The sequence below is a fragment of the Silvimonas terrae genome, from assembly GCF_014202765.1.
Lineage (GTDB): Bacteria > Pseudomonadota > Gammaproteobacteria > Burkholderiales > Chitinibacteraceae > Silvimonas > Silvimonas terrae.
Genome location: NZ_JACHHN010000003.1, coordinates 491,121 through 514,518, shown reverse-complemented (window position 1 = coordinate 514,518; position 23,398 = coordinate 491,121). Strand labels below are relative to the sequence as shown.

24 protein-coding genes are annotated in these 23,398 nt (G+C 59.2%); 11 read left to right on the top strand and 13 right to left on the bottom strand.

The genetic code is table 11. From position 1 onward, the window contains the following. Window positions 1–51 precede the first annotated feature (51 nt). The 4 genes from HNQ50_RS09615 to uxuA form a co-directional block, all read right to left on the bottom strand. Complete coding sequence (locus tag HNQ50_RS09615) at window positions 52–1,329, bottom strand: MFS transporter (RefSeq protein WP_221303104.1); 1,278 nt, start codon at window positions 1,327–1,329, stop codon at window positions 52–54. Between the two features lie 147 nt (window positions 1,330–1,476). After that, window positions 1,477–2,202, bottom strand: a complete 726-nt coding sequence (locus tag HNQ50_RS09610; protein ID WP_184099938.1) for an oligogalacturonate-specific porin KdgM family protein — start codon at window positions 2,200–2,202, stop codon at window positions 1,477–1,479. 136 nt (window positions 2,203–2,338) lie between these two features. Then, on the bottom strand, window positions 2,339–3,229 hold the full coding sequence (locus tag HNQ50_RS09605; protein ID WP_246428645.1) for an SDR family oxidoreductase: 891 nt from the start codon (window positions 3,227–3,229) through the stop codon (window positions 2,339–2,341). Next, window positions 3,226–4,290 (bottom strand): mannonate dehydratase, encoded by a 1,065-nt coding sequence (gene uxuA / locus HNQ50_RS09600; RefSeq protein WP_184099936.1) that lies wholly within the window; start codon window positions 4,288–4,290, stop codon window positions 3,226–3,228. Before uxuA ends, HNQ50_RS09605 begins: the two co-directional genes overlap by 4 nt. 222 nt (window positions 4,291–4,512) lie before the next feature. On the opposite strand from uxuA, the gene HNQ50_RS09595 reads away from it, so the two are divergent. Then, window positions 4,513–5,202: a FadR/GntR family transcriptional regulator gene (locus tag HNQ50_RS09595; protein WP_184099934.1), complete on the top strand. Its 690-nt coding sequence runs from the start codon at window positions 4,513–4,515 to the stop codon at window positions 5,200–5,202. Here the strand turns inward: HNQ50_RS09595 and HNQ50_RS09590 are convergent, their stop codons facing one another. Next, window positions 5,203–6,573 carry an MFS transporter gene (locus HNQ50_RS09590; protein ID WP_184099933.1) on the bottom strand — a complete coding sequence of 457 codons (1,371 nt, stop codon included), beginning with the start codon at window positions 6,571–6,573 and terminating at the stop codon, window positions 5,203–5,205. 29 nt (window positions 6,574–6,602) lie between these two features. Further along, window positions 6,603–7,820 carry an MFS transporter gene (locus tag HNQ50_RS09585; protein WP_184099931.1) on the bottom strand — a complete coding sequence of 406 codons (1,218 nt, stop codon included), beginning with the start codon at window positions 7,818–7,820 and terminating at the stop codon, window positions 6,603–6,605. 678 nt (window positions 7,821–8,498) lie between these two features. Here HNQ50_RS09585 and uvrA point away from each other — a divergent pair. Next, complete coding sequence (gene uvrA, locus HNQ50_RS09580) at window positions 8,499–11,354, top strand: excinuclease ABC subunit UvrA (protein ID WP_221303103.1); 2,856 nt, start codon at window positions 8,499–8,501, stop codon at window positions 11,352–11,354. Between the two features lie 94 nt (window positions 11,355–11,448). Here uvrA and HNQ50_RS09575 read toward each other — a convergent pair whose 3' ends face one another. Next, window positions 11,449–13,098, bottom strand: a complete 1,650-nt coding sequence (locus HNQ50_RS09575; protein ID WP_184099929.1) for a lytic transglycosylase — start codon at window positions 13,096–13,098, stop codon at window positions 11,449–11,451. A gap of 99 nt (window positions 13,099–13,197) precedes the next feature. Then, window positions 13,198–13,953: a hydroxyacylglutathione hydrolase gene (gene gloB / locus HNQ50_RS09570; protein ID WP_184099926.1), complete on the bottom strand. Its 756-nt coding sequence runs from the start codon at window positions 13,951–13,953 to the stop codon at window positions 13,198–13,200. Window positions 13,954–13,957: 4 nt separating this feature from the next. On the opposite strand from gloB, the gene HNQ50_RS09565 reads away from it, so the two are divergent. Then, window positions 13,958–14,713: a class I SAM-dependent methyltransferase gene (locus tag HNQ50_RS09565; RefSeq protein WP_184099924.1), complete on the top strand. Its 756-nt coding sequence runs from the start codon at window positions 13,958–13,960 to the stop codon at window positions 14,711–14,713. A 25-nt stretch (window positions 14,714–14,738) separates the two neighbouring features. Here HNQ50_RS09565 and HNQ50_RS09560 read toward each other — a convergent pair whose 3' ends face one another. Then, window positions 14,739–15,050 (bottom strand): hypothetical protein, encoded by a 312-nt coding sequence (locus HNQ50_RS09560; protein WP_184099922.1) that lies wholly within the window; start codon window positions 15,048–15,050, stop codon window positions 14,739–14,741. A gap of 171 nt (window positions 15,051–15,221) precedes the next feature. On the opposite strand from HNQ50_RS09560, the gene rnhA reads away from it, so the two are divergent. Genes rnhA through HNQ50_RS09530 form a run of 6 tightly spaced genes read left to right on the top strand, consistent with a single transcriptional unit; the run spans window position 15,222 to window position 19,040 of the window. Beyond that, window positions 15,222–15,665 carry a ribonuclease HI gene (gene rnhA / locus HNQ50_RS09555; RefSeq protein WP_184099920.1) on the top strand — a complete coding sequence of 148 codons (444 nt, stop codon included), beginning with the start codon at window positions 15,222–15,224 and terminating at the stop codon, window positions 15,663–15,665. 20 nt (window positions 15,666–15,685) lie between these two features. After that, the gene (gene dnaQ, locus HNQ50_RS09550; protein WP_184099918.1) at window positions 15,686–16,429 is read left to right on the top strand and encodes a DNA polymerase III subunit epsilon; all 744 of its coding nucleotides are present in this window, start codon (window positions 15,686–15,688) and stop codon (window positions 16,427–16,429) included. Next, window positions 16,426–17,127, top strand: a complete 702-nt coding sequence (gene ispD / locus HNQ50_RS09545; RefSeq protein WP_184099916.1) for a 2-C-methyl-D-erythritol 4-phosphate cytidylyltransferase — start codon at window positions 16,426–16,428, stop codon at window positions 17,125–17,127. Before dnaQ ends, ispD begins: the two co-directional genes overlap by 4 nt. Window positions 17,128–17,134: 7 nt before the next feature. Continuing rightward, a complete protein-coding gene (gene msrC / locus HNQ50_RS09540) occupies window positions 17,135–17,632 on the top strand; it encodes a free L-methionine (R)-S-oxide reductase MsrC (protein ID WP_184099914.1) in 498 nt (165 codons plus the stop codon). Then, window positions 17,629–18,123: a 2-C-methyl-D-erythritol 2,4-cyclodiphosphate synthase gene (gene ispF, locus HNQ50_RS09535; RefSeq protein ID WP_184099912.1), complete on the top strand. Its 495-nt coding sequence runs from the start codon at window positions 17,629–17,631 to the stop codon at window positions 18,121–18,123. The genes msrC and ispF overlap by 4 nt, the downstream gene beginning before the upstream one ends. Continuing rightward, the gene (locus tag HNQ50_RS09530) at window positions 18,120–19,040 is read left to right on the top strand and encodes a homocysteine S-methyltransferase family protein (RefSeq protein ID WP_308419149.1); all 921 of its coding nucleotides are present in this window, start codon (window positions 18,120–18,122) and stop codon (window positions 19,038–19,040) included. Before ispF ends, HNQ50_RS09530 begins: the two co-directional genes overlap by 4 nt. A gap of 14 nt (window positions 19,041–19,054) precedes the next feature. Here the strand turns inward: HNQ50_RS09530 and HNQ50_RS09525 are convergent, their stop codons facing one another. The 3 genes from HNQ50_RS09525 to HNQ50_RS09515 all read right to left on the bottom strand — a co-directional run bounded on the left by HNQ50_RS09525 (window position 19,055) and on the right by HNQ50_RS09515 (window position 21,016). Further along, window positions 19,055–19,846, bottom strand: a complete 792-nt coding sequence (locus tag HNQ50_RS09525; protein ID WP_246428644.1) for a UDP-2,3-diacylglucosamine diphosphatase — start codon at window positions 19,844–19,846, stop codon at window positions 19,055–19,057. Between the two features lie 66 nt (window positions 19,847–19,912). Continuing rightward, on the bottom strand, window positions 19,913–20,416 hold the full coding sequence (locus HNQ50_RS09520; RefSeq protein ID WP_184099910.1) for a peptidylprolyl isomerase: 504 nt from the start codon (window positions 20,414–20,416) through the stop codon (window positions 19,913–19,915). Between the two features lie 39 nt (window positions 20,417–20,455). Continuing rightward, the gene (locus tag HNQ50_RS09515; protein WP_184099908.1) at window positions 20,456–21,016 is read right to left on the bottom strand and encodes a peptidylprolyl isomerase; all 561 of its coding nucleotides are present in this window, start codon (window positions 21,014–21,016) and stop codon (window positions 20,456–20,458) included. A gap of 120 nt (window positions 21,017–21,136) precedes the next feature. Here HNQ50_RS09515 and coq7 point away from each other — a divergent pair, with 120 nt between their 5' ends. After that, a complete protein-coding gene (gene coq7 / locus HNQ50_RS09510; protein WP_184099906.1) occupies window positions 21,137–21,790 on the top strand; it encodes a 2-polyprenyl-3-methyl-6-methoxy-1,4-benzoquinone monooxygenase in 654 nt (217 codons plus the stop codon). Between the two features lie 171 nt (window positions 21,791–21,961). After that, on the top strand, window positions 21,962–22,816 hold the full coding sequence (locus HNQ50_RS09505; protein ID WP_184099905.1) for a formate/nitrite transporter family protein: 855 nt from the start codon (window positions 21,962–21,964) through the stop codon (window positions 22,814–22,816). A gap of 85 nt (window positions 22,817–22,901) precedes the next feature. On the opposite strand, the gene HNQ50_RS09500 is transcribed toward HNQ50_RS09505, so the two are convergent. Beyond that, window positions 22,902–23,321, bottom strand: a complete 420-nt coding sequence (locus HNQ50_RS09500; protein ID WP_184099903.1) for an OsmC family protein — start codon at window positions 23,319–23,321, stop codon at window positions 22,902–22,904. Window positions 23,322–23,398 lie beyond the last annotated feature (77 nt).

Below are 23,398 nucleotides of genomic sequence, written 5' to 3'. Positions count from 1 at the left end.
AGCGGTTAAAACGGGTTGGCCAGGTCGCTTTGCAAGCGGCCTGGCCCTCAATCAGGCGGTGTGCGGGATCAAGTCCGGGCTGCCACGCCCGCGCTCCCACAAGAGGCTGATCATGATGACTGCGCCGATCAGGTCAAATAGCCCAAGGCAGACAAACACGCCGGTGAAGCCGGCCGCGCCCCAGACAGTGGTGACATGACCAATAACCAGGGTGGAAATGGCCGCAGCAATCCAGGCAAACGAGCCGCGCAGGCCGTTGGCGGTGGCAACTTGCGCTAGCGGCGTGGTTTCCATCACCAGCACGCCCAGCATGCTCGACACCAGCTGGTGGCCAAGGCCGCCCATGGAAATCAGCAGTACTGCCACGTAAGGGCTGTCAACAAACGCGGCAGCCACCAGACTCACCATGACCACCGCGCCGCTGGCAGAGGTCACAATGGCGGCGTTGATCCGGGACAGGTTGAAGCGGCGGCTGATCCACGGTGTGAGATACCCACCTGCCAGGCTGCCCAGGTCCGCCAGCAGAAACGGCAGCCAGGCAAACATGGCAATCTCTTTGAGTTTGAAACCGTGGACCTGGGCCATATACAACGGCACCCAGAAACCCAGCGCTTGCCACGCCGGTTCGGACAAAAAGGCGGGCAGGCCAATGCCGTAGAAGCGCTTTTGCCGCAACAACCCGCCCAGCGAGGTCCACAGCGAGATGTTCGATTTTGGGGGTGGCGGGTCCTGGTCGGCCACGATGTAGTCGCGTTCCGCCGGGTTGATCAGCGTGCTGTCCCGCGGGGGGGCATAGACCTTGAACCAGACTGCCGCCCAGAGGATGCCCAGCATGCCGGGCACCACAAATGCGGCTTGCCAGCCAAAGACCGAGTGCAGGCCATAGATGAGCGGCGGCGCCAGCATGCCGCCGAGAGAGAACCCCACGCCGCCCCAGCCATTGGCCACCGTGCGTTCTTTTTTGGGAAACCACTCGGTCATCACCTTGGTATTGGCCGGTGCCGCAGCGGCTTCGGTGGTGCCCATGAAAAACCGCAGAATGGCCAGATGCAGCCAGCTACTGGCGCCAGAGTGAAAAATACAGGTGACGGACCACAACACGGCGCACACGGCAAAGCCGATTTTCAGCCCGATAAAGTCAATCAGCCAGCCGCACACGGGTTGGGCCAGGGTGTAGGCCAGCTGGAATGCGGTGGTGATATAGCCGTACTGCTCGTTGCTCATGTTGAACGTGGATTTCAGTTCCGGCGCCATGATCCCGAGCGAATTGCGGGTGATGTAATTGAGTGTCACCCCGGAAATAAACAGAACAATGATCATCCAGCGCATGTTGCGAAATCCGGTTTTGACCGGTCGCGATAAACTTGTCTCTTGCATATTCATGGCAATACCTCACCGCCGGAGCACGCGCACCGGGGCTGTCAGAGCAATGGGGGAAGGCGGCCGGGGAGACCGGCCGCGTAGCGCAAAACACACTCAGAAACGCAATACCGAGCCGATGCGCAAACGCCACTCGTTATCGTCGTTAGCGAGGCTGGCCACTTTGCCCAGATAACCCACTTCGGCGTAGGGGATCAGGTTGGGCTGGACGGCGTAGCTGACCTTCAGGTTGTTGAGGTACTGCCAGTTGCGGCCATTGTTGTAGACGAACTGGTTATCGTCTTTGCGGTTCCAGGCGTAGTTGTACTCAATGGCGGTTTTGTCACCAATCCATTTGGTCAGCCAGAAATCAAACTGCCATTGATCATTGCGGCCGTAATACGTCTGGTCAGCCGGCATATGCCAGTTGGTGCCCACGTCATAATTGTTGTGGTCATAACGGGCGCGCACATCGGCTCGCCAGGTGGGGGCGAAACTCCAGTTCACGCGCACATAGGGTTTGATGGCGGAACCGGCGCTACTCCAGGTAAGAAAACCGCCAGGAATCACCGTCAAGTCAGGGCCGGTCTTGTACAGATACCAGGCTTCGATCTCGTTGTAGTCAGACTTGAACTCATTGAGCGAGCCCTTGCCGTTGAACATGCCGGCTTCAAGGGAGGCGCCAAAATTGTTCTGCCATTGGTTGCCCACCTTGATGCGTGAACGCCAGGCTTCGCTACCGGTACGGTATTCGCCACGAACATCCACATCAAAGGCGTGGGCTGCGGCGGTCACAGTCAGCAGGGTTGCCGCCAGAACGAGTTTTTTATGGTTTGCTTGCATGAGACTCCCCCTCTTATGGGTTTTGTTGGTCAGCAAGCCGCGGTCGTGCGTTTCTGTGGGGTAAAGCTGCCCTTGACCCCGGCCGGTTGGCGGGCGGGGCTGGCATGTTCTGATCTATTTGTGTGTGCGGGGCGGGCTAGACGCCGGAGTAAGCGGCAAAGCCGCCATCTACCGGGATGACCACGCCATTTACAAACCCGGATGCGGCCGGGCTGGCCAGCCACAATGTCGTGCCGGAGAGTTCGGCTGATTGGCCAAACCGCCCCATCGGCGTGTGCGCCAGAATCTTGCCGGCGCGCGCGGTGGGCTCGCCACTGGTCTCATCGAACAAGAGCTTGTGGTTCTGCGCGGTCAGGAAGAACCCCGGTGCAATGGCGTTCACCCGAATGCCGGTTTTGCAAAAATGCACCGCCAGCCACTGGGTGAAATTGCTGACCGCCGCTTTGGCCGCGCTATAGGCCGGTATTTTGGTCAGCGGGCAGAAGGCGTTCATGGAAGACACGTTGATGACGGTACTGCCGGGCCGCGCCAGACCATCTGCTTGTAACATCTGCCGGGCAAACACCTGGGTGGGCAGTAGCGTACCCAGGAAATTGAGGTTGAACACAAAGCCGATGCCGGCGGGGTCCAGATCAAAAAAACTGGTCAGAGAGGGATCCGCCAGATCGCCTGGTTCCAGCCACTCTTTGCTGGTAGTGCCCTTGGGGTGATTGCCCCCCGCCCCATTGAGCAGCAAGGTGCAGGGCCCCAGTTCGGCCTCAATGCGGGCGGCGGCGTGTTCCAGCGAATCCCGCTGCAATACATCCGCACCGATGCCAATGGCTTCACAACCGGCGTCGCGCAGACGGGCCGCGATGGCTTCGGCTGCCTGCGGGTTCAGATCAAGTAGCGCCACTTTCATGCCGGCATAGGCCAGCACGCTGGCCAGTTCGCTGCACAGTACGCCGCCGGCGCCAGTCACCACGGCAACCTGGCCGGCGAGATCGGTCGGCATGAAGGGCAGGACGGTCTCATGAGTTGTGTTCATTGCGCGCTCCCTTGAGTGGCAGCGGCTTCTTTGGCAATGCCTTCCCACAAACCGTTGAGATAAACCGCACCCAGCGCACGATCGTACAAACCATACCCGGGTTTGCCGGTTTCGCCCCAGATCATGCGGCCATGGTCTGGCCGTACATACCCTTCAAACCCGGCATCAAAATACGCGCGCATGATTTCCGCCATATCCAGCGAGCCGTCCGCAGAACGGTGGCTGGTTTCGTAAAAGTCACCCGCTTCGTTATTGCGGACGTTACGCATATGGGCAAAGTGGATGCGGCCACGGCCGGCAAACTCGCGCACCATGGCGGCGATGTCGTTGTGGCAATCTGCCCCCAGAGAGCCAGAGCACAGCGTCAGCCCGTTGGCCGGGCTATCGACAATAGCCAGCAGCCGTTCCAGGTCTTGCCGGTTCTTGACGATACGCGGCAAGCCAAAGATGGGGCGGGGCGGATCATCCGGGTGGATGGCCATTTTGATGCCGGCTTGTTCGGCCACCGGAATCACACGCTCCAGAAACCACGCCAGGTTCTTCCACAGTTGTTCTTCGCCAATGGCGTTGTATTCGGCCAGCAAGGCTTTCAGGGCCTCGGGTTTGTAACTGGCATCCCAACCTGGTAGCTGGATGCCTTGGGCAGGATCAATCTGGTTAACCGTCTCTACTTCGAAGGCGAGCGTGCTGGAGCCGTCTTCCAGCTTTTTTTCCAGCGTGGTGCGGGTCCAGTCAAACACCGGCATGAAGTTGTAACAGACCACCTTCAGGCCACATTGAGCCAGGTTTTTCAGGGTCTGGGCGTAATTGGCGACCAGTTGCTCGCGACCCGGCTTGCCCAGTTTGATGTCTTCATGCACCGGCACGCTTTCAATCACTTCAAACTTCAGGCCCTGCGCTTCGATTTTCTGTTTGAGTGCCATGATGTTGGCGACTGGCCAGACGTCACCTACCGGCACGTCGTAGACGGCACTGACAATGCCGTACATGCCAGGAATCTGCCGGATGTATTCGAGCTTGACGGGGTCGGCATCGCCGTACCAGCGGAAGGTCATTTTCATGGGGATTGCTCCAGTCACGCTTGTGGTCATGTGGTATGGTGGTCAGGCCACCTGAAAGTGATTGCAGTATTGCCACCTAACCGGCGATCCGCAAGGTGGGCAGATTGACGTATGGCAAAGAATGTTCAGCCAGTACCGCCGGTCTTTGACATAACCCCAAGGGGCACGGCACATTTCGTCAGGTAGCCGTGTTTATTTCAGGAAAATCTCAGGAAAACTAGTATGGATTTACCCACGCTCAAGGTCGAACGCCTTTATCGGCAAATTTCCAGCCTGATCATCCAGTACATCAAGGATGGCCGCTTCAAGGTGGGTGAAGCCTTGCCGGCAGAGCGGGATCTGGCAAAGCAACTGGGGGTGGGGCGCTCTTCCGTGCGGGAGGCGCTGATTGCGCTGGAGATCGCCGGGTGGGTGGAAATTCGCACCGGGACCGGCGTATTTGTGCTGGCGGCACAAGAGCCAGTGGTGGCCGCGCAAGGTGCAGATGTCACCAGCGCCACGGCATTGCTGGAGGCCCGCATTCTGTTTGAGGGTGATCTGGCGGCCGTGGCTGCAGAACGCGCTACGACGGCGCAAATTGCTGCCCTGGGTCTTTTGCTGGAGGAAATGGCGAACGAGGGTGAAGAAAACGCGGCGTTCCACGATAGTGACCGGCGTTTTCACTGGCTGATTGCCGAGATGACGGGTAACGAAGTACTGCAGGAGATGGCGCAGACGCTGTGGAACAAGCGTTACTCGCCATTATTTCAGCAACTGGAAAACCACTATGGTGTGGCACAGTGGGCACCGCAGGTGGTGGCGGAACACCGGGCCGTACACGCCGCGATTGCGGCGCACGACCCGGTTGGCGCACGCGCAGCCATGCAGTACCACCTGGAACGCGTGCTGGACAAACTGTTCCGCCAGACCTGATCAAGCCCCGCTGCGGGTGGCATCGATCAGGGTTTTTACGCCGGCTTCATCCCAACCGCTTTGCAGCACTTTCAACAGCGCCACGCGTTCATCCGTGAGCACCACAGCCTCTTTCACGCCCTGCAGTGCGGATAGATCAGCGGTCAGGCCGGCCGCGTCGCCACGCCAGTTTTCGCCAATGTGGAACATCTGGGTCTTGACCGGCAAGGGTGGTTGCAGACCCAGCGTGACCACCAGCCACAACGCCATCAGCCCGGCACACAACCAGAACACCGGCGTTGCGCCGGCATGCTGGTACAACAGCCCGGCGGCGGCGGAACCCACAAACATGGCCAGCGACTGACACGTGTTGTACACGCCCATGGCAGTGCCTTTGGCGGCCGTGGGGGCAATCTTGCTGATCAGGCTGGGCTGGGTAGCTTCCAGAATGTTGAACGCAATGAAGTACACCCCCAGCCAGATGCAGATCATGGTCAGATTGGGCATGTAAAGCGCCATACCGGTCTGCGCCACCAGCATCAGCGCAATGGCCAGCAGAAACACATTTTTGAGCTGGTTGCGCTTTTCCGCCACGATCACGGCCGGCACCATGAAAATAAAGCCGACGATAACCACGGGTAGATAGATTTTCCAGTGACTATCCACCGGAATATGCCCAAGGCTGGCCAGCAGCAACGGCATCACGGTAAACATGGCCATCTGCGCCGCATGCAGCGCAAATACGCCGTAGTTCAGCCGGCGCAATTGCGGGTGTTTGAGCACGGCGGGCAGGCGTGCGGCGCTGGCTTCGGCGTCCGAGTGAAAGCGCGATACCGCCGGGCTGGGGATGATCTGCCAGACGCCAATGATTGCGGCCACCGTGAGCACCGCAGTCAACAAGAAGATGCCCGGCAGGCCAATCCAGTTTGCCAGTTTGGGCGCGGCCACCAGGGATACGGCAAAGGTCATGGCAATGCTGCCGCCAATCATGGCCATGGCCTTGGTGCGGTTTTCTTCACGGGTCAAATCGGCCAGCAGTGCCGTAATGGCAGCAGAAATCGCCCCCGCGCCTTGCAGCGCCCGGCCCAGGATCATGCCTTCGATACTGGTCACGCTGGCACACACCAGGCTACCAATGGCAAACATCACCAGCCCGAAGTAAATCACCTTCTTGCGGCCAATACGGTCAGACCACATGCCAAAGGGCAACTGCAATACGGCCTGGGTCAGGCCGTATGCACCAAAGGCCAGACCCACCAGCGTGTGGTTGTCGCCGCCTGATAAATGGGCGGCGTAGACCGCAAATACGGGCAAGATCAAAAACATGCCCAGCATGCGCAGGGCGTATAGCCCGGCCAGGCCGAGTGAAGCTCTTAGTTCCAGAGGTGTCATATTCAGTCCGGCAGCCTTGCGGCCGCCAGTTATTGTTTTGCGGGTTGTTCCAGATTAGGCAGGAACGCAGTCAACAAGCCAATCAAGGGCAGAAAAGCGCACACCTGGTACACATATTCAATGCTGGTATGGTCGGCCAGCGTGCCCAGCACGGCCGCGCCGATCCCGCCCATGCCAAAGGCAAAGCCAAAGAACAGCCCGGAGACCATGCCCACCTTGCCGGGGATCAGTTCTTGCGCGTACACCAGAATGGCGGAGAACGCGGACGCCAGAATCACGCCGATGATGGCGGTCAGCACACCGGTCCAGAACAGGTTGGCGTAGGGCAGCATCAACGTAAACGGCGCTACACCCAGGATCGATGCCCAGATCACATATTTGCGGCCGATACGGTCACCCACCGGGCCGCCAATCACCGTCCCGGCTGCCACGGCAAACAGGAAAATAAACAGATGGACCTGCGCGGCCTGCACCGTCAGGTTGAATTTATGCATCAGGTAGAAGGTGAAGTAACTACCAATGCTGGCCATGTAGAAATACTTGGAGAAAATCAGCAGCAGCAAGATGCTGATGGACCAGCCCACCTGGCGACGGCTCAGGTTATGCACCATCTTGCGCCCACCCTTGCCACGCGCGCCCAGGTGGTGCGCCTTGTACCAGCCACTGACCTTGACCAGCACCGCAATCGCCAGCAAGGCCGCGACCGAGAACCAGGCAATGCTGGGCTGGCCGAACGGCACAATGATCGCTGCCGCCAGCAAGGGGCCGAGCGATGAACCCAGGTTGCCACCCACCTGGAACAACGACTGCGCCAGGCCATGCCGCCCACCCGACGCCATGCGCGCCACGCGGCTGGATTCCGGATGAAAGATCGACGAACCGGTACCGACCAGTGCAGCAGCCACCAGCAAAATGGCGAAATTGGGAGCAACCGACAGCAGTAACAGCCCGCTCAAGGTAAAACCCATGCCAATGGGCAGGGAATACGGCTGGGGTTTTTTGTCAGTGTACAAACCTACCAGCGGTTGCAGCAGTGAGGCGGTGATCTGGTAGGTGAGGGTGATCAGGCCAATCTGCGCAAACGAGAGGTTGAAACCGCCCTTGAGAATGGGATAGATGGCGAGGATCAGCGACTGGATCATGTCGTTGAGCAAATGCGAAAAACTGATCGCGCCCAACACTTTGAAGGCCGTGCCCTGTTCGCTGGGAGCGGCCGTGCTGGCCGGTGTGCTCAGGCTGTTTTGCATGCTATTGCAAGTAACTGTATCGGGAGGAAGTGTGTAGTTTATCAAATTGCCAGGAGCGGCGTGGGAGGGGTTGGTACGGGGGTGTGTGCTGAGCGCCTGCAACCCAAGGCGTGGCCGGTAAGGTATGGCCGCCACTTCTCTGATTTACCCGATTGAGCATACCTGTGTCTCTGTGTCTCAGCTGGAATCCGGCGCAAGGGGGCCGCCGAGGTGGAATTGCGGAGCGAAAAAGTCCGGGGGTCGCTTTTCTTTTGGTTACTTTTCTTTGGCGAAGCAAAGAAAAGTAACGTGCTCCGGCCACCGCCGGTATGTAAAACAACCGCGCCATCAGGCGCTAACAGGTGTTCAAGGTTTTCTTGCTTAAGCCAGCAAAGGCCCCCTGCGGGGGCCGTACTGGATTCCCGCCTCCGCGGGAATTACGAGTCATCAGAACTCATGCACCTCATACTCGCAAAGATCCGGCGCGACAGGATGTCAGCCGCAGCGAAAGGCGGCGCTCAGCCCAACGCCAAGTAAGCACCAGCACCCCAGCGCACCCACCCCGCGAGCGGCGGGCAGCAAGCCTGCCAACTCCCTCCCCACTGGAAATCCCGTAAAAACCCCATATCTGTTCCAACATGTTTAACCGGTCGATTCTGTTATATTGACGGATTGGCCTTTCCGACTGGCACACGGCGCATGAACTATCGTCCCGCTATCGAACAAGATATTCCGCTTATCCGCATTCGCGGCGCACGTACGCACAATCTCAAGAACGTGAACCTGGATCTGCCCCGCGGCAAGCTGGTGGTGATCACCGGGTTATCGGGCTCGGGCAAGTCTTCGCTCGCGTTCGATACCCTGTATGCGGAAGGCCAGCGCCGGTATGTAGAGTCGCTCTCTGCATATGCCCGCCAGTTTCTGCAACTGATGGAAAAACCCGATGTAGACCTGATTGAGGGCCTGAGCCCGGCGATCTCCATCGAGCAAAAAGCCACCAGCCACAACCCGCGCTCCACCGTGGGTACGGTGACCGAAATCCATGATTACCTGCGCTTGCTGTTTGCCCGCGTGGGGACGCCATACTGCCCGGACCATGAGCAGCCGCTGGAATCGCAAACCGTCAGCCAGATGGTCGACCACGTGCTGGCGCTGCCGGAAGACACGCGCCTGATGATCCTGGCGCCGCTGGTGATTGGCCGCAAAGGCGAGAATCTGGAGTTGTTTGACGAATTGCGCGCACAAGGTTTTGTGCGGGTGCGCGTTGACGGTGAGGTGTGTGAGCTGGACGCCGTCCCCAAGCTGGACAAGAACAAGAAGCACACGATTGAGGTGGTGATTGACCGCCTTAAGGTGCGTGACGATGTCAAACAGCGCGTGGCCGAATCGTTTGAAACTGCGCTGCGCCACGCCGATGGCCGTGCTATTGCCGTTGAGATTGAATCCGGCAAGGAACACTGGTTCTCCGCCAAGTTTGCCTGTCCGGTGTGCAGCTTCAGCCTGCCGGAACTGGAACCACGGCTGTTCTCGTTCAATAACCCGATGGGCGCGTGCCCCAAGTGTGATGGTCTGGGGCAGATCACGTTCTTTGACCCCAAACGGGTGGTCGCGCATCCGGAACTGAGCCTGGCGGCCGGTTGTATCAAGGGTTGGGACAAGCGCAACCAGTTTTACTTCCAGATGCTCACCAATCTGGCGGCGCATTACGATTTTGATACCAATACCGCGTGGGAAGACCTGCCCGAGCGCATCCAGCAAGTGGTGCTGTTTGGCTCCGGCAAGGAAGAAATCACCTTCGTGTACCTGAACGAGCGCGGCAGCCGGTTTGAGCGTGCGCACACGTTTGAAGGGATCATCCCTAACCTGGAGCGTCGCTACCGCGAAACAGACTCTGTGGCGGTGCGCGAAGAACTGGCCAAATACCAGAACAACCAGTCCTGCCCGAGTTGCGGGGGCTCTCGCCTGCGCCGGGAAGCGCGTTATGTGCGTGTGGGCGATGAAACACTGCACCAGATTTCGCAAATGGCGCTGCGTGATTCCAGCCAGTTTTTCACTGCGCTGAGCTTTGACGGCAACAAGGCGCAGATTGCCGAGAAGATCGTCAAGGAAATCCGCGAGCGGCTGGGCTTCCTGGTCAATGTGGGGCTGGATTACCTGAGCCTGGAGCGCAGTGCAGATACGCTTTCGGGCGGGGAGGCGCAGCGGATTCGCCTGGCGTCACAGATTGGCTCTGGCCTGACTGGCGTGATGTACGTCCTTGATGAACCGTCGATTGGCTTGCACCAGCGCGATAACGATCGCCTGATTGCCACGCTGATGCGTTTGCGGGACCTCGACAACACCGTGATCGTGGTCGAACACGATGAAGATGCGATCCGCGCGGCCGATTACCTGGTGGATATGGGCCCCGGTGCGGGCGAGCATGGCGGCCAGGTGATTGCCGAGGGCATTCCGGAAGCGGTGATGAAGAACCCGAATTCGATCACTGGCCAGTTCCTCTCTGGCGCACGCCGGATCGAACTGCCGCCGGCGCGTCGCCAGCCAGACCCGGACAAATGGTTCACGCTCAAGGGCGCACACGGCAATAACCTCAAGTATGTTGATCTGGCACTGCCGGTGGGCCTGCTGGTGTGCGTCACCGGGGTATCTGGCTCCGGCAAGTCCACGCTGATCAATGACACGCTCTACGCCATTGCCGCACGGGATCTGAATGGTGCGTCGACCGAGCCTGCGCCGTACCACGAAGTTCACGGCATGGATCATTTCGACAAGGTCATCAATGTCGACCAGTCTCCGATTGGTCGTACGCCGCGCTCCAATCCGGCCACCTATACCGGTTTGTTTACGCCGATCCGGGAGTTGTTTGCCGGTGTGCCGGCGTCGCGTGAGCGGGGTTACGGGCCAGGTCGCTTCAGTTTCAACGTCAAGGGCGGTCGCTGTGAAGCCTGCCAGGGCGACGGCGTACTCAAGGTGGAGATGCACTTTCTGCCGGACGTGTACGTGCCTTGCGACGTTTGCCACGGCAAGCGCTACAACCGCGAAACACTGGAAGTGCAGTACAAGGGCCGCAACATTACCGAAGTGCTGGAAATGACGGTCGAGCATGCGCTGGAATTCTTCAGCGCGGTGCCCTCGGTTGCGCGCAAACTGCAAACGTTGATGGATGTCGGCCTGGGGTATATCCGCCTTGGCCAGTCAGCCACAACACTGTCTGGTGGTGAGGCCCAACGGGTGAAGCTGGCGCTGGAGCTGTCCAAGCGCGATACAGGGCGCACGCTGTACATCCTGGATGAGCCAACTACGGGTTTGCATTTCCACGATATCGACCTCTTGCTGGGCGTGGTGCGGCGCTTGCGCGAGCACGGCAATACCGTGGTCGTCATCGAACACAACCTGGACGTGGTTAAAACCGCAGACTGGATTGTGGACCTTGGGCCGGAAGGGGGCGCAGGGGGTGGGCAGATTATTGCTGTTGGGACACCGGAAGATGTGGCGAAGAGTTCGGCGTCACATACCGCCAAGTACCTCAAACGCGTGCTCGATAGCCACCAGTAAACTGTCGGGCTGACCCGACAAAAAAAGCCTCCGCATGCGGAGGCTTTTTTTATTGGCCTGGCCGGGCTGGTAAAAACCAGCCAGAACCGACTGCTTAGCCGTTAGGCTGGTAGATCACCAGATGCACGCCCGGCGTAAACGATTGTTGCGGGTTCCAGCGCTTGATGTCGGCGCTTTCCACATTGTGGCTGCGGGCAATGGAGTTCAGCGTGTCGCCGCGCTTGATGACGTACTTCTGGGCCACTGGCGAGGTATAGCTGATCCGCTTGATGCCGGCAGTGTTGCCGTTGCTGGCCAGCTTGAGGGTTTGCCCCAGCTGGATGTGGTTGCTGTGCAGGCCGTTCATGGTCTTGATCGATGCCACCGTCACGCCATAGTGTTTGGCGATACTGAACACGGTATCGCCACGGGCAACACGATAAGAAATCACGCCACTGGCGCTACTGTCATCGCGCACCGCAACCGGGGCGAGGCGACGCGCTTGCGGCTTGTCATTGGCGCCGGTATCCAGCGGATCTGCGGCTCGGTTGGCCGCCAGTGCAAGCAGTGTTTGTTGTTCCGCAGAGTTCACGTCCGCATTTTTCGGCACCAGAATGGTCTGGCCTCGGGCGACGCGCTCACGCGGGTTGATGTCGTTGACATCTTTCAGCTTGTCCCCCGGCATGCCAAACGAAGCGGCCAGCTTGTCGAGGTTTTCACCCTGACGGGTGACATACGGTTGCCAGTTCAGCAGCGGCTTGTCGTAGCTGGCCAGGTTCTTCTGGAATACGTCGACCTTATCGGCCGGTAACACCAGCAAGCGCTCATCCTTGTGCGCGATCACCGGGCGGATAAATCCCGGGTTCAGACGCAGCAATTCTTGTACCGGTGTCTCGGCCAGTTCTGCCGCTACTTTCACGTCCATATGGCGATCAGGGCTGACCGTCGCAAAATAGGCGCGATTGGGAATGTCATTCAGCTGAATGCCATAGGCGGCCGGATTTTGCACAATGTTGCGGATCGCCAGCAACTTGGGCACGTAGTCGCGGGTTTCATTCGGCATGCGCAGGCTGTTGAAATCGGTCGGCAAGCCCGCTGCCTGGTTTTTGGCGATGGCACGGGCCACCGCGTTTTCACCCCAGTTGTACGATGCCAGCGCCAGTTGCCAGTCACCAAACATGCCGTGCAGCTCTTGCAGGTAATCCAGCGCGGCCTGGGTAGCAGCCACTACGTCACGCCGGCCGTCGTACCACCAGGTGCGTTCCAGCCCGTAGCGCTTGCCGGTATCCGGAATGAACTGCCACATGCCAGCCGCCTTGGCAGAAGATTCCGCCTTGGGGTTGTACGCACTCTCAATCATGGGCAAGAGCGCCAGTTCCATCGGCATGCCACGCTTTTCTACTTCGCCGGAGACAAAGTACATATAGCGCTGGCCGCGTTCCAGAATCCGGTTCAGGTATTCCGGGCGGGCGGCGTAGTAGTTTTCCCACTTGGTGACGAGCGCGCTATCGGTGTCGTCCATGGCAAAACCGCCACGCAAACGATCCCACAGGGAGTCATACGATGCCGTAGTCACGGCTGGCGCGACGGCAGAGGAACCCTCTCCGAACAGGGCAGACACGGTCTGGCGGGTGTCGTCGTTGATCTGGAAAGCGGGGTCGTGGAGTTGGTAATCAAGCCGGGCAGTTCCGACTGGTTCTCCTTCAGCAAACGTCGCTGTACTGAGCAGGCTGGCAATAACGCCAGCGAGCAGTCGGTATTTCATGATGCCAAGGCCCTGATTAATTTCAAATTGAACGGATGTTGCCGGGGCATGCCCCCACTGTCAACAAGGCAACTCTGAGAAATCAGGAGGATGAACGGCTCACCCGCGAAATTCATCCTTCCACCGGCGCAAAGCTGCAAAAACACCAACCGGTTGCCGGGTTGCCGGGTCCCGGTTTTGTGCTGCGGCAATGACGGCGGGTTCAGTCGTGCGCAAGAACGGGTTGGTTGCCAGTTCCAGGCCAATACTGGAAGGTAGTGTGGGCTGGCCGGTTTCGCGTTTTGCGGTTTCGTTCAGGATGCGGGCAGCCAGTGGCGCGCTGTCTGGCTCGACTGCGCGGGCAAATCGCAAGTTGGAGAGCGTGTATTCATGGGTGCAATACACCTGGGTGTCCTGGGGTAGTGCCGCCAGGGTGGAGAGCGAGTGGAACATTTGCGCTGGCGTGCCCTCAAAAAGGCGACCGCAGCCGGCAGCAAACAAGGTGTCGCCACAAAATACCCCACCGGCGCCGACATAACCGATATGGTCCAGCGTGTGTCCGGGCAGGCCAATAATCCGGAAGTCCTGATCGAGCAGACGGATGGTATCCCCATCTGTGACCGGATTGGTCACACCGGCAATGCTGCCGGGCCCATACACCGGGCAGGGCGCGGCGCTGGCCAGAACAGGCAGGCCACCCACATGATCAGCATGGTGATGGGTGGCCAGAATGGCGACCAGATTGAGGCCGTGGGCCTTGAGATAATCCAGCAAGGGTTCGGCGCTGCCAGGATCAACCGCTACAGCGTCGGTGCCCTGTTGCAAAAGCCAGATATAATTGTCATCAAAAATCGGAATCGGGGTGATCTTGAACATGGACATGCCCGTCAGCGTGGAAAACACGTTCGACTATTTTGCCGCCTGGCTGCAAAGCCCGCTAGGCAGTTATGTACTAGCGGAAGAGGCAAGCTGGTTTGACCGCACAACGGCCGATATTTTCGGCTACAAGGCGGTGCAGCTGGAATTGCCGCAAGTAGACTGCCTGCGCAATAACCGCATGCCCTGGCGTGCCATCGCCGGGCAGTCGGCGGGTGTGCGCGTGCGCTGCATGCCAGAGCTGTTGCCGTTTGAGAACCAGTCGCTGGATTTGCTGGCATTGCCGCACGTGCTGGATTTCTGCAAAGACCCGCATCAGGTGCTGCGGGAAGCCGAACGTGTGCTGGTGCCCGAAGGGCGTTTGCTGATCACGGGTTTTAATCCGTGGAGTTTGTGGGGCATGAAGCGCTTGCGGCATCGCCAGCACAGCGTGCCCTGGCAGGGGCAGTTCATTGCCTTGCCAAGGCTGAAAGACTGGTTGTCACTGCTGAATCTGGAATCCATGCGCGGCGAGTATCTGTGTTACAGCTTGCCGGTGCAGCAGGAAAAATGGCTGCAGCGTTCCCGCTTTCTGGAAAACGCCGGAGATCGCTGGTGGCCGGCCGCCGGTGGCGTGTATTGCCTTGATGTGGTCAAGCGGGTGCGTGGTGTCCGGGTTATTGGCCCCAAATGGAAGCGCGTACCGGCCCCCGCGGGCACGCCCGCCACCGCCATCGACAAAATGCGCCTCCAGGCCGAAAAAGACCGCTGCAAACCGTGAGCCCGCCGGGTGAGTGGCGTCTTGGTTAGTTGCGCTCATCCCGATCGCAGGCTTTGGCCGTATCGTTCAGGTCTTTCAGGACTTTTTGCGCCTCGTCGCGGTTTTTGACCTGAATATGCAGATCATGGCCGCTGCCCAGGTTGCCACCGCCAAAGACAATGTGGACGTCGTTATCGGTGACATCAACGTATTGCACCACGGTCAGATTCAGCCAGCGATCCGGTTTACCCTGCATGTCCTTGCCCCAGGGGGCATGCCACAAGCAAAATGGCGCAGCCTCGGCCGCGGCAGACGTCAGGCCGGCGGCCAGGAAAGCAAGCAGAAAGACAAAACGCATTGTGTGCTTCTCCATAAACACATAAACAAAAACCGGACGCTAACACGGGCCAGTGCGGTGATGTCCCCAAGGGGACAAGGCACGCGAAACGAAGACAGTACGATCAGTATGGCAAGTGAGCGTAACGCAGCCAGCAGGGCAGTGTTTGCGGCTCAGGCCCTAAGGAATTGAATGCCCATTGTAGAGATGTATACCGACGGTGCCTGCAAGGGCAACCCTGGCCCGGGTGGCTGGGGCGCTTTGTTGCGTTATGGCGATAAGGAAAAAGAACTCTTTGGCGGCGAGCCACACACCACCAACAACCGCATGGAGTTGATGGGCGTGATCAAGGGTTTGTCGCTGCTGTTGCGCGCCTGTGAAGTCACGGTGTTTACCGATTCACAGTACGTCAAGAACGGGATTGAAACCTGGATTCATGGCTGGAAACGCAATGGCTGGAAAACGGCCGACAAAAAACCGGTGAAAAACGCCGATCTCTGGCAAGAACTGGACACCCAGGTGCAACGCCATCAGGTGACCTGGCGCTGGGTGAAAGGCCACGCCGGTCACGAATTCAATGAACGCGCGGACCAGTTGGCTAACCGCGGCGTTGACCAGGTGCTCGGGCGCCTTTAAGTAACCGATAGAAAACCATCATGCGTCAAATCATTCTTGATACTGAAACAACCGGTCTGCGGGTCGATGACGGCAACCGCATTCTGGAAATTGCTGCGCTGGAAATGGTCGACCGCAAAATTGTGGCCGAACACACCTTGCATCTGTACATCAACCCCGGGCGCGACAGTGAAGAAGGCGCGTTGAATGTCCACGGATTGACCACGGAGTTTTTGTCCGACAAACCCAAATTTACCGCGATTGCGGATGAGTTTCTGGCGTTCGTGAAAGACTCGGAACTGATCATTCACAACGCCCCGTTTGACGTGGGCTTCCTGAATGCCGAACTGGGCCTGTTGGGGCGCGGCAAGATTACGGATTACGTCGCCAACGTGATCGATACGCTGGCGATGGCCAAGGATCAGTTTCCCGGCAAGCGGAACAGTCTGGATGCCCTGTGCGATCGCTTTGAAGTGGACCGCTCCGCCCGGGTGTTGCACGGCGCGCTGATCGACTGTGAGTTGCTGGCGGAAGTCTATCTGGCGCTCACGCGCGGCCAGGATAGCCTGCTGATTGATTTCCAGCCCGATGACAGCCCGACCGGGCTGGCCAGCGCCAATGCCAACCGCGCGGCCCGCAAGCCGCTGACCATTTTGCAACCGACTGCCGATGAACTGGCCGCCCACGCAACCTATCTGGATGACCTGGACAAGATCGTCAAAGGCCAGTGTCTGTGGCGTGCCATTGAAGACCCGGCCCCGGCTGAATCCGGAACGGTGCAATGAGCATTATTGCGCTGTTGCCAGCTGCCGGGAACGGTAGCCGCATGGGGGCGGCTATCCCCAAGCAATATCTGCCCTTGTGCGGCAAAACCGTGGTGGAACACACGGTCGCCGCGCTGCATGCCGTGCCGGAGATTGATCTGGTGGCCGTGGTCATCTCGGCCGATGACACGCGCTGGGATGAGCTGGCCTGGCACGGTTTTGAGCGACTGTTGGTGCTGCGTTGCGGCGGCGATACCCGTGCTGCGTCGGTTTGCAACGGGCTTGATGCCTTGCGCGCCGCCGGCCATGACGCGCAAAGCTGGGTGCTGGTGCATGATGCCGCCCGCCCGTGCATTGCTCCGGAACTGGTCTCCGGCATGATCAGTGAGCTTGCCGATGATCCGGTCGGGGGCATTCTGGCCGTGCCGGTGGCCGATACGCTCAAGGCGGCAGATGCAGACCGGCGTATTGCTGCTACACGCCCGCGGGATGGTCTGTGGCAAGCGCAGACGCCACAGATGTTCCGCCTGCAACCGTTGCACGATGCGCTCGTGGACGGTATGGGGCCGGATATCACCGATGAGGCCAGCGCCATTGAAAAAACCGGTCAATCGCCAAAACTGATACACGGTAGCCCGTGGAACCTGAAGGTGACCTACCCGCAGGATTTACACCTGGCCAGCCTGATCCTGGCCAGCGCAACCATCGACAAGGATTAAGAAAAACATGGCAGAAACACTGGTGATCGAGGGCGGTAGCAAGGCAGAACGCTACCAGTCGCTGGAAAAGCAACTGATCGCCTTGCTGGATGGTGAGCCCGACCCTATCGCCCGCATGGCCAATACCGCTGCGGCACTGCAAATGACCTTTGGCTGGCTGTGGATCGGCTTTTACCGGGTGGTGGGTGAGCAACTGGTGCTCGGACCCTTCCAGGGACCGATTGCCTGCACGCGGATTGCCTGGGGCAAGGGGGTGTGTGGCGGGTCCTGGGCACAGAACAAAACGCTGGTGGTGCCGGATGTGGATGCGTTCCCCGGCCATATCGCGTGTTCTTCGCTCTCTCGCTCTGAAGTGGTGGTGCCGCTGCACGACGCCGATGGCAAAGTGACTGGCGTGCTGGATGTCGATAGCACAGAACTGGCGACGTTTGACGATGAAGATGGCTATTGGCTGGAACGCCTGATGGCCGTGATGACGGGCGTGTCATACAAGGTGCCGGCATGAGAATCGGTCAGGGCTGGGACGTTCATCGGCTGGTTGAAGGGCGCAAGCTGATCCTGGGGGGCGTGGAGATTCCGTTTCATTTGGGTCTGCTGGGCCACTCGGATGCCGACGCCTTGCTGCACGCCATTACCGATGCCGTGCTGGGCGCGGCCGGCCTGGGCGATATCGGCCGGCATTTTCCGGATACTGACCCGAATTTCAAAGGCGCGGACAGTCGCGTGTTGCTGCGCGAGGCGGTGCGCCGTGTTGGCGAGGCCGGCTGGCAGGTGGGCAATGTCGATGCCAGCATCCTGATCCAGCAACCTAAAATGGCCCCGCATATCCCGGCCATGGTGGTCAATATTGCGGCGGACCTGGGTGTGACACCAGGGCAGGTGAATGTCAAAGCCAAGACCTATGAAAAACTGGGCCCGGTGGGGGCGTCCGAATCTGTAGAGGCCCAGGCCGTTTGCTTGCTGCTGCCTCGTGAACACGGCGTCATTGCCCAGTGAGCACAGCGCGTGAAGTGATCTTGCTGGACGGCGGCATGGGCCACGAACTGGCGCGCATTGGTGCGCCGTTCCGCCAGCCGGAATGGTCGGCGCTGGCGCTGATGGAGGCCCCGCAGTCCGTGCGTTCAGTGCATGACCACTTTATTGCAGCTGGCGCACAGGTCATTACCACCAACAGTTACGCCGTCGTGCCCTTTCATGTGGGCGAAGCCGTGTTTGCGGTCGAAGGCCGGCAACTGGCCGCACTGGCAGGCCAACTGGCGCGGGATGCGGCCACGGCGGCGTCGCATCCGGTACGTGTGGCTGGTTCGTTGCCGCCCACTTGCGGCTCTTACCGGGCCGATTTGTTTGATCGCAAGCAGGCTGATCGCATTCTCGCCTGCCTGATCGGTGGCCTTGCACCGTTTGTCGATGTCTGGCTGGCAGAAACCCAGAGCACCACCGCAGAGATCGTCGCCGTGCGTGCCGCCCTGAATGCGCAAAGGCAGACGCAACCGCTGTGGGTGTCCTACACGCTGCAAGACGAACAGCCGGATCCCGCACACCCGCGTATCCGCTCGGGCGAGGCTGTGGCAGAGGCTGTCAGGGTTGCGGTAGAACTGGGTGCGGCCGCAGTGCTGTTCAATTGCAGCCAGCCAGAGGTGATGAGTGCGGCGGTCAAGGCGGCGCAGACCATGCTGGCGAATCTGCAAGCCAGCGTGCCACTGGGCGTCTACGCCAATGCTTTTCCACCGCAAAGTGTGGATGCCGAAGCCAATGGCGCGCTCGATGAATTACGCCCGGATCTGGACCCGCCAGGTTATGCCCGGTGGGCGCAACGCTGGCTGGACGAGGGCGTGAGTATTGTGGGTGGCTGCTGCGGGATCGGGCCGGATCACATTGCTTGCGTGCATGACGTGATTGAACGTCACCGCTAACCGGTGTGGGTGTATCAGTGAACGTGCGCCGGGCCGCGCAACCCGGCTTGGGGCTGGCCGGTTTCATCCAGTAACGCGGCATCTTCCAGCGTGCGCATGGCCCATTCGCCATCTTGCCATTGCAGATATCCCCCCGCGCCGGCATACCAGTCTGGCAAAACCCAGCGCGTGCCAAACGAGGCCTTATGTCGCGCCGGGCGATGGGTGTGGCCATGAACCAGCACGTCCGTCCCGGCCTGGCGTAGCGCGCCTTCAATCGCGGCCGCATTGACATCCATGATGGCGTGCATCTTGGTCTGGTTGGCGGCAGAAGACTGTGCCCGCAATTGCCCGGCTTTGCGGTTGCGCCAGCGATAGGGCAGGGCCGACCAGATGGCCTGGGCCCAGCGGCTGCGGACAATCCGGCGAAACTTCATATAGCTGACGTCGTCGGTGCAATACGCATCACCATGCGCCAGTAACACCGGCTTGCCGTCATCCAGTGTGATGACGGATGGATCAGGCAGGATACGCAAGCCGGCTTCGCGCGCCAGCCGTTTACCGCAGAGAAAATCCCGGTTGCCCGGCATGAAATAGATGGCCACACCGCTGGTGGCGAGCGCCTTGATCGCCTCGGCCATGCCGGCGTAGTACGGCTCTGAGAGCTGGTCATCCCCGATCCACGCGTTAAACAAATCGCCCAGGATGTATAGCCGGCTGGCGGTGCGAGCGTGTCCAGCCAGAAAACGGCAAAATGCCGCCGTCGTGGCCGGGTCAGCCTCAGACAGGTGCAGATCAGAAATAAACAGGATGGGTCGGGTCATCATGAATCAGCAGGATACAAAAAGCGCGGCCAGATGACCGCGCTTTTTTGTGCCACAAAGGTCAATCGCTTATTCGAGGACTTCTGCGCTGTCGATGGTGACATCGTCGCGCGGCACGTCCTGGTGGAAGCCCTTGTTGCCGGTCTTCACGCCCTTGATCTGGTCAACAACGTCCTTGCCCTCTACCACTTTGCCGAACACGGCATAGCCCCAGCCTTGCGGTGTCGGAGACTTGTAGTTCAGGAAGTCATTGTCAGACACATTGATAAAGAACTGGGCCGAGGCGGAATGCGGTTCCGGCGTGCGGGCCATGGCCACGGTGTACGCGTCGTTCTTCAGGCCATTCGCCGCTTCGTTTTCAATGTTCTCGCGAGTCGGCTTTTGCTTCAGGCCAGGCTCAAAACCGCCGCCCTGAACCATAAAGCCATCAATGACCCGGTGGAACACCGTACCGTTGTAGTGGCCGTCTTGTACATATTGCACAAAATTGGCGACGGTTTTCGGTGCTTTGGCTTCGTCCAGCTCCAGCACGATATCGCCCATGGAGGTGGCAAGCTTCACTTTGGTCGTCATGGTCTAGTGTCCTTTGATGGGTTCTACAAATTTCAAACGTTATTTGGCGCTGCCGGCGCGGGCGCTTTTGAGCAGCACCGGCGTAGTGGGAACATCACCCGGCTGGGTCGGTGTGTTGGCAATGGCGTCAACAACGTCCATGCCCTTGATCACCTTGCCGAACACGGTATAGCCGTAACCATCACGGCCAGGGTAATTCAGGAAATCATTGTTCTTGAGATTGATATAGAACTGGCTGGTGGCCGAATCCGGATCAGCGGTGCGGGCCATGGCCAGCGTGCCGCGATCATTCTTCAACCCGGCCTTGTATGCGCGGGCCGCTTCGTTTTTGACGGGTGCGCGCGTCGGACGTTCACTCATGTTGACGTCCATACCGCCGCCTTGCACCACAAAGTCCTTGATCACCCGATGAAAGATAGTGCCATCGTAGTGTTTGTCTTTTACATATTGCAGAAAGTTGGCGACGGACGCCGGAGCGGCATCCGGGTACAACTCGACCGTGACCTGGCCTTTGGAGGTTTCCAGAACCACTTGCGGATTGGCCGCTGCAGCCATGCCTGCGATCAGTGTCAGGCCCAGTGCCAGCAAGAACTTTTTCATGCGTAATGACTCGATGAGGGACAAGAGCGGCAATGATATCACGGCATGCAAGCGTGTCCTTGCGCTAGAATATGGACCAGTTTGCGCCTGCAAACCGGTTGATTACTGGATACCCTCGCCATGCTGCCTTTGCCTCGTCTGCCCGTCCTGCCGTCCGTTGATCGCCTCATTGGCGAGTTTGATGTCATGTTGCGCACCCTGGCCGCGCCGGCCATGAGCGAACGGGCACATCCGGATGCGCATATCGATGAGGCCGACATGACCGAGGCTGACAAGGCGCATGCCGCCGGCCTGATGCGCGTCAATCACACCGGCGAAGTCTGCGCCCAGGCCTTGTATCAAGGTCAGAGCCTGACTGCACGTGACCCGGCTGCGCGAAATGCCTTGCGCCATGCTGCGCATGAAGAAGTAGAGCACCTGGCCTGGACCGAACACCGTCTGCATGATCTGGGGAGTCACCCCAGCGTACTCAACCCACTATGGTACGCAGGTAGTCTTGCGCTGGGCGTGGCAGCTGGTGTGATCGGGGATAAGTGGAATCTGGGTTTCCTGGTCGAAACCGAGCGCCAGGTTGGGGCGCACCTGCAATCACACCTGCTGGAATTACCGCCGCAAGACGCCAAAAGCCGTGCTGTCGTTGAACAGATGCATACCGATGAAATGCAGCACGCCCATCTGGCCGAAGACATGGGCGGGGTGCCGCTGCCCGCCCCGGTAGTGCGTCTGATGGCGGGCACTTCAAAGATCATGACATCCCTGGCGTACCGCTTCTAACGGTCTGTAAATCCGCCAGAAGGAGGAGGTCACGTGGGCGACCTCCCGAAATGCTTGATTTGAATCAATAAATCTCCAGGACAAAGTGCCGGGTCGGAACTTGTTCACAGAGTTGGCCCGCGTCCGACGCGTATAACTGCATGTCATATCATTTGACCTTGCGGGTGCGGCATGTCGCTTCTACGTTCTCCTTCTGAAATTGTCGATTACATGGCCCATCACGGCACCGAGAAAGCGCGGATGCCTGTGTGGCGCTTGGGCCTGATGGCGGTACTGGGCGGGATGTTCATTGGCCTTGGCACCCTGCTGGCCATGGAAGTTGCCGGTGGCGCTACCGGCCTTGCGGCGACGAACCCGGGGCTGGTGAAGCTTTTGTTCGGCGCGGTGTTTCCGCTGGGCTTTATTGCCGTCACCCTGACCGGGGTCGATCTGTTTACTTCTAATTGCGCCGGCGGCTTCACCGGCTGGTGGCAGGGTGGTATCGGCCACAAACTGCTGGTGCGCTTCTGGGTCATCTCTTTTGTTGGTAATGCCATTGGTGCTGTGGCGACCGCATGGTTGTTCGGGCTGGAAACGCATTTGCTGACGTCGGACGCGGCCACCCAGTTCCTCGTCAATATCGCCCAGGGCAAAGTGTCACACCCGTTCTGGATGACCTTCACCAAGGGGTTGCTCGCCAACATGCTGGTCTGCGTGGCCTCCATGCAGGGTTATTCCGCCAAAGATACCTTTGGACGCATGCTGGGCATCTGGTTCCCGGTGATGGCCTTTGTTACGCTGGGTATGGAGCACAGTATCGCCAACCTGTTCATCATCCCGGCGGCCATGATGGCCGGTGCAGATATCAGCATGAGCCAGTTCATCATCGGCAACCTGATTCCTGCCACGCTGGGCAACCTGGTGGGCGGCGCACTGATGATTGGCCTGCCGTATGCGCTGATTTATCTACCAGCCCGTAAAAGCCAGCCAGTCAGCACAGCTGAGCCAGAAGTGACGCAAGGCTGCGTGCCAGACCTCGTTCCCTGAACCCTCTGCACCTGCAAACAGAAAAGGCCGCTTGTCAGCGGCCTTTTTGTTTTTCTTTTCTATATAGGGCGCCAGCCCAAGGGGCTTATTCGGCCTCGCGAATCTCAAAATCATGGGTAATGTCGGCGGTCTTGCCCAGCATGATGGAAGCTGAACAGTATTTCTCTGCCGACAGTTTGATGGCGCGTTCCACCAGCTCGGGCTTGAGTGCCTTGCCAGTCACAATGAAATGAAAGTGGATGCGGGTGAATACTTTCGGGTCTTCCGTGGCACGGTCGGAGTCGACCTCCACGACACAGTCGCGCACGTCGGCACGGCTTTTCTTCAGGATATGGATCACGTCGTACGTGGTGCAGCCTACGGTGCCCATCAGCACCAGTTCCATCGGGCGCGGACCCAGGTTACGGCCACCGCCTTCTGGCGCGCCATCCATCAATACCGCGTGGCCGGAACCGGATTCGGCCAGGAAGCTGACTGCTTCAACCCATTTCAATCGTGCTTTCATTATCAATCCCGCGTGTCGGTCTGAATATAAAGATTATATGTGGTGCAAGATTGTAGCCTTTCAACCTGGCGTGCGGC

Excerpts from the sequence above, each read along its gene's own strand:
- HNQ50_RS09615 (WP_221303104.1), bottom strand. The coding sequence starts at position 1,329 with ATGCGCTGGATGATCATTGTTCTGTTTATTTCCGGGGTGACACTCAAT.
- HNQ50_RS09610 (WP_184099938.1), bottom strand. The coding sequence starts at position 2,202 with ATGCAAGCAAACCATAAAAAACTCGTTCTGGCGGCAACCCTGCTGACT.
- HNQ50_RS09605 (WP_246428645.1), bottom strand. The coding sequence starts at position 3,229 with ATGAACACAACTCATGAGACCGTCCTGCCCTTCATGCCGACCGATCTC.
- uxuA (WP_184099936.1), bottom strand. The coding sequence starts at position 4,290 with ATGAAAATGACCTTCCGCTGGTACGGCGATGCCGACCCCGTCAAGCTC.
- HNQ50_RS09595 (WP_184099934.1), top strand. The coding sequence starts at position 4,513 with ATGGATTTACCCACGCTCAAGGTCGAACGCCTTTATCGGCAAATTTCC.
- HNQ50_RS09590 (WP_184099933.1), bottom strand. The coding sequence starts at position 6,573 with ATGACACCTCTGGAACTAAGAGCTTCACTCGGCCTGGCCGGGCTATAC.
- HNQ50_RS09585 (WP_184099931.1), bottom strand. The coding sequence starts at position 7,820 with ATGCAAAACAGCCTGAGCACACCGGCCAGCACGGCCGCTCCCAGCGAA.
- uvrA (WP_221303103.1), top strand. The coding sequence starts at position 8,499 with ATGAACTATCGTCCCGCTATCGAACAAGATATTCCGCTTATCCGCATT.
- HNQ50_RS09575 (WP_184099929.1), bottom strand. The coding sequence starts at position 13,098 with ATGAAATACCGACTGCTCGCTGGCGTTATTGCCAGCCTGCTCAGTACA.
- gloB (WP_184099926.1), bottom strand. The coding sequence starts at position 13,953 with ATGTTCAAGATCACCCCGATTCCGATTTTTGATGACAATTATATCTGG.
- HNQ50_RS09565 (WP_184099924.1), top strand. The coding sequence starts at position 13,958 with ATGCCCGTCAGCGTGGAAAACACGTTCGACTATTTTGCCGCCTGGCTG.
- HNQ50_RS09560 (WP_184099922.1), bottom strand. The coding sequence starts at position 15,050 with ATGCGTTTTGTCTTTCTGCTTGCTTTCCTGGCCGCCGGCCTGACGTCT.
- rnhA (WP_184099920.1), top strand. The coding sequence starts at position 15,222 with ATGCCCATTGTAGAGATGTATACCGACGGTGCCTGCAAGGGCAACCCT.
- dnaQ (WP_184099918.1), top strand. The coding sequence starts at position 15,686 with ATGCGTCAAATCATTCTTGATACTGAAACAACCGGTCTGCGGGTCGAT.
- ispD (WP_184099916.1), top strand. The coding sequence starts at position 16,426 with ATGAGCATTATTGCGCTGTTGCCAGCTGCCGGGAACGGTAGCCGCATG.
- msrC (WP_184099914.1), top strand. The coding sequence starts at position 17,135 with ATGGCAGAAACACTGGTGATCGAGGGCGGTAGCAAGGCAGAACGCTAC.
- ispF (WP_184099912.1), top strand. The coding sequence starts at position 17,629 with ATGAGAATCGGTCAGGGCTGGGACGTTCATCGGCTGGTTGAAGGGCGC.
- HNQ50_RS09525 (WP_246428644.1), bottom strand. The coding sequence starts at position 19,846 with ATGATGACCCGACCCATCCTGTTTATTTCTGATCTGCACCTGTCTGAG.
- HNQ50_RS09520 (WP_184099910.1), bottom strand. The coding sequence starts at position 20,416 with ATGACGACCAAAGTGAAGCTTGCCACCTCCATGGGCGATATCGTGCTG.
- HNQ50_RS09515 (WP_184099908.1), bottom strand. The coding sequence starts at position 21,016 with ATGAAAAAGTTCTTGCTGGCACTGGGCCTGACACTGATCGCAGGCATG.
- coq7 (WP_184099906.1), top strand. The coding sequence starts at position 21,137 with ATGCTGCCTTTGCCTCGTCTGCCCGTCCTGCCGTCCGTTGATCGCCTC.
- HNQ50_RS09505 (WP_184099905.1), top strand. The coding sequence starts at position 21,962 with ATGTCGCTTCTACGTTCTCCTTCTGAAATTGTCGATTACATGGCCCAT.
- HNQ50_RS09500 (WP_184099903.1), bottom strand. The coding sequence starts at position 23,321 with ATGAAAGCACGATTGAAATGGGTTGAAGCAGTCAGCTTCCTGGCCGAA.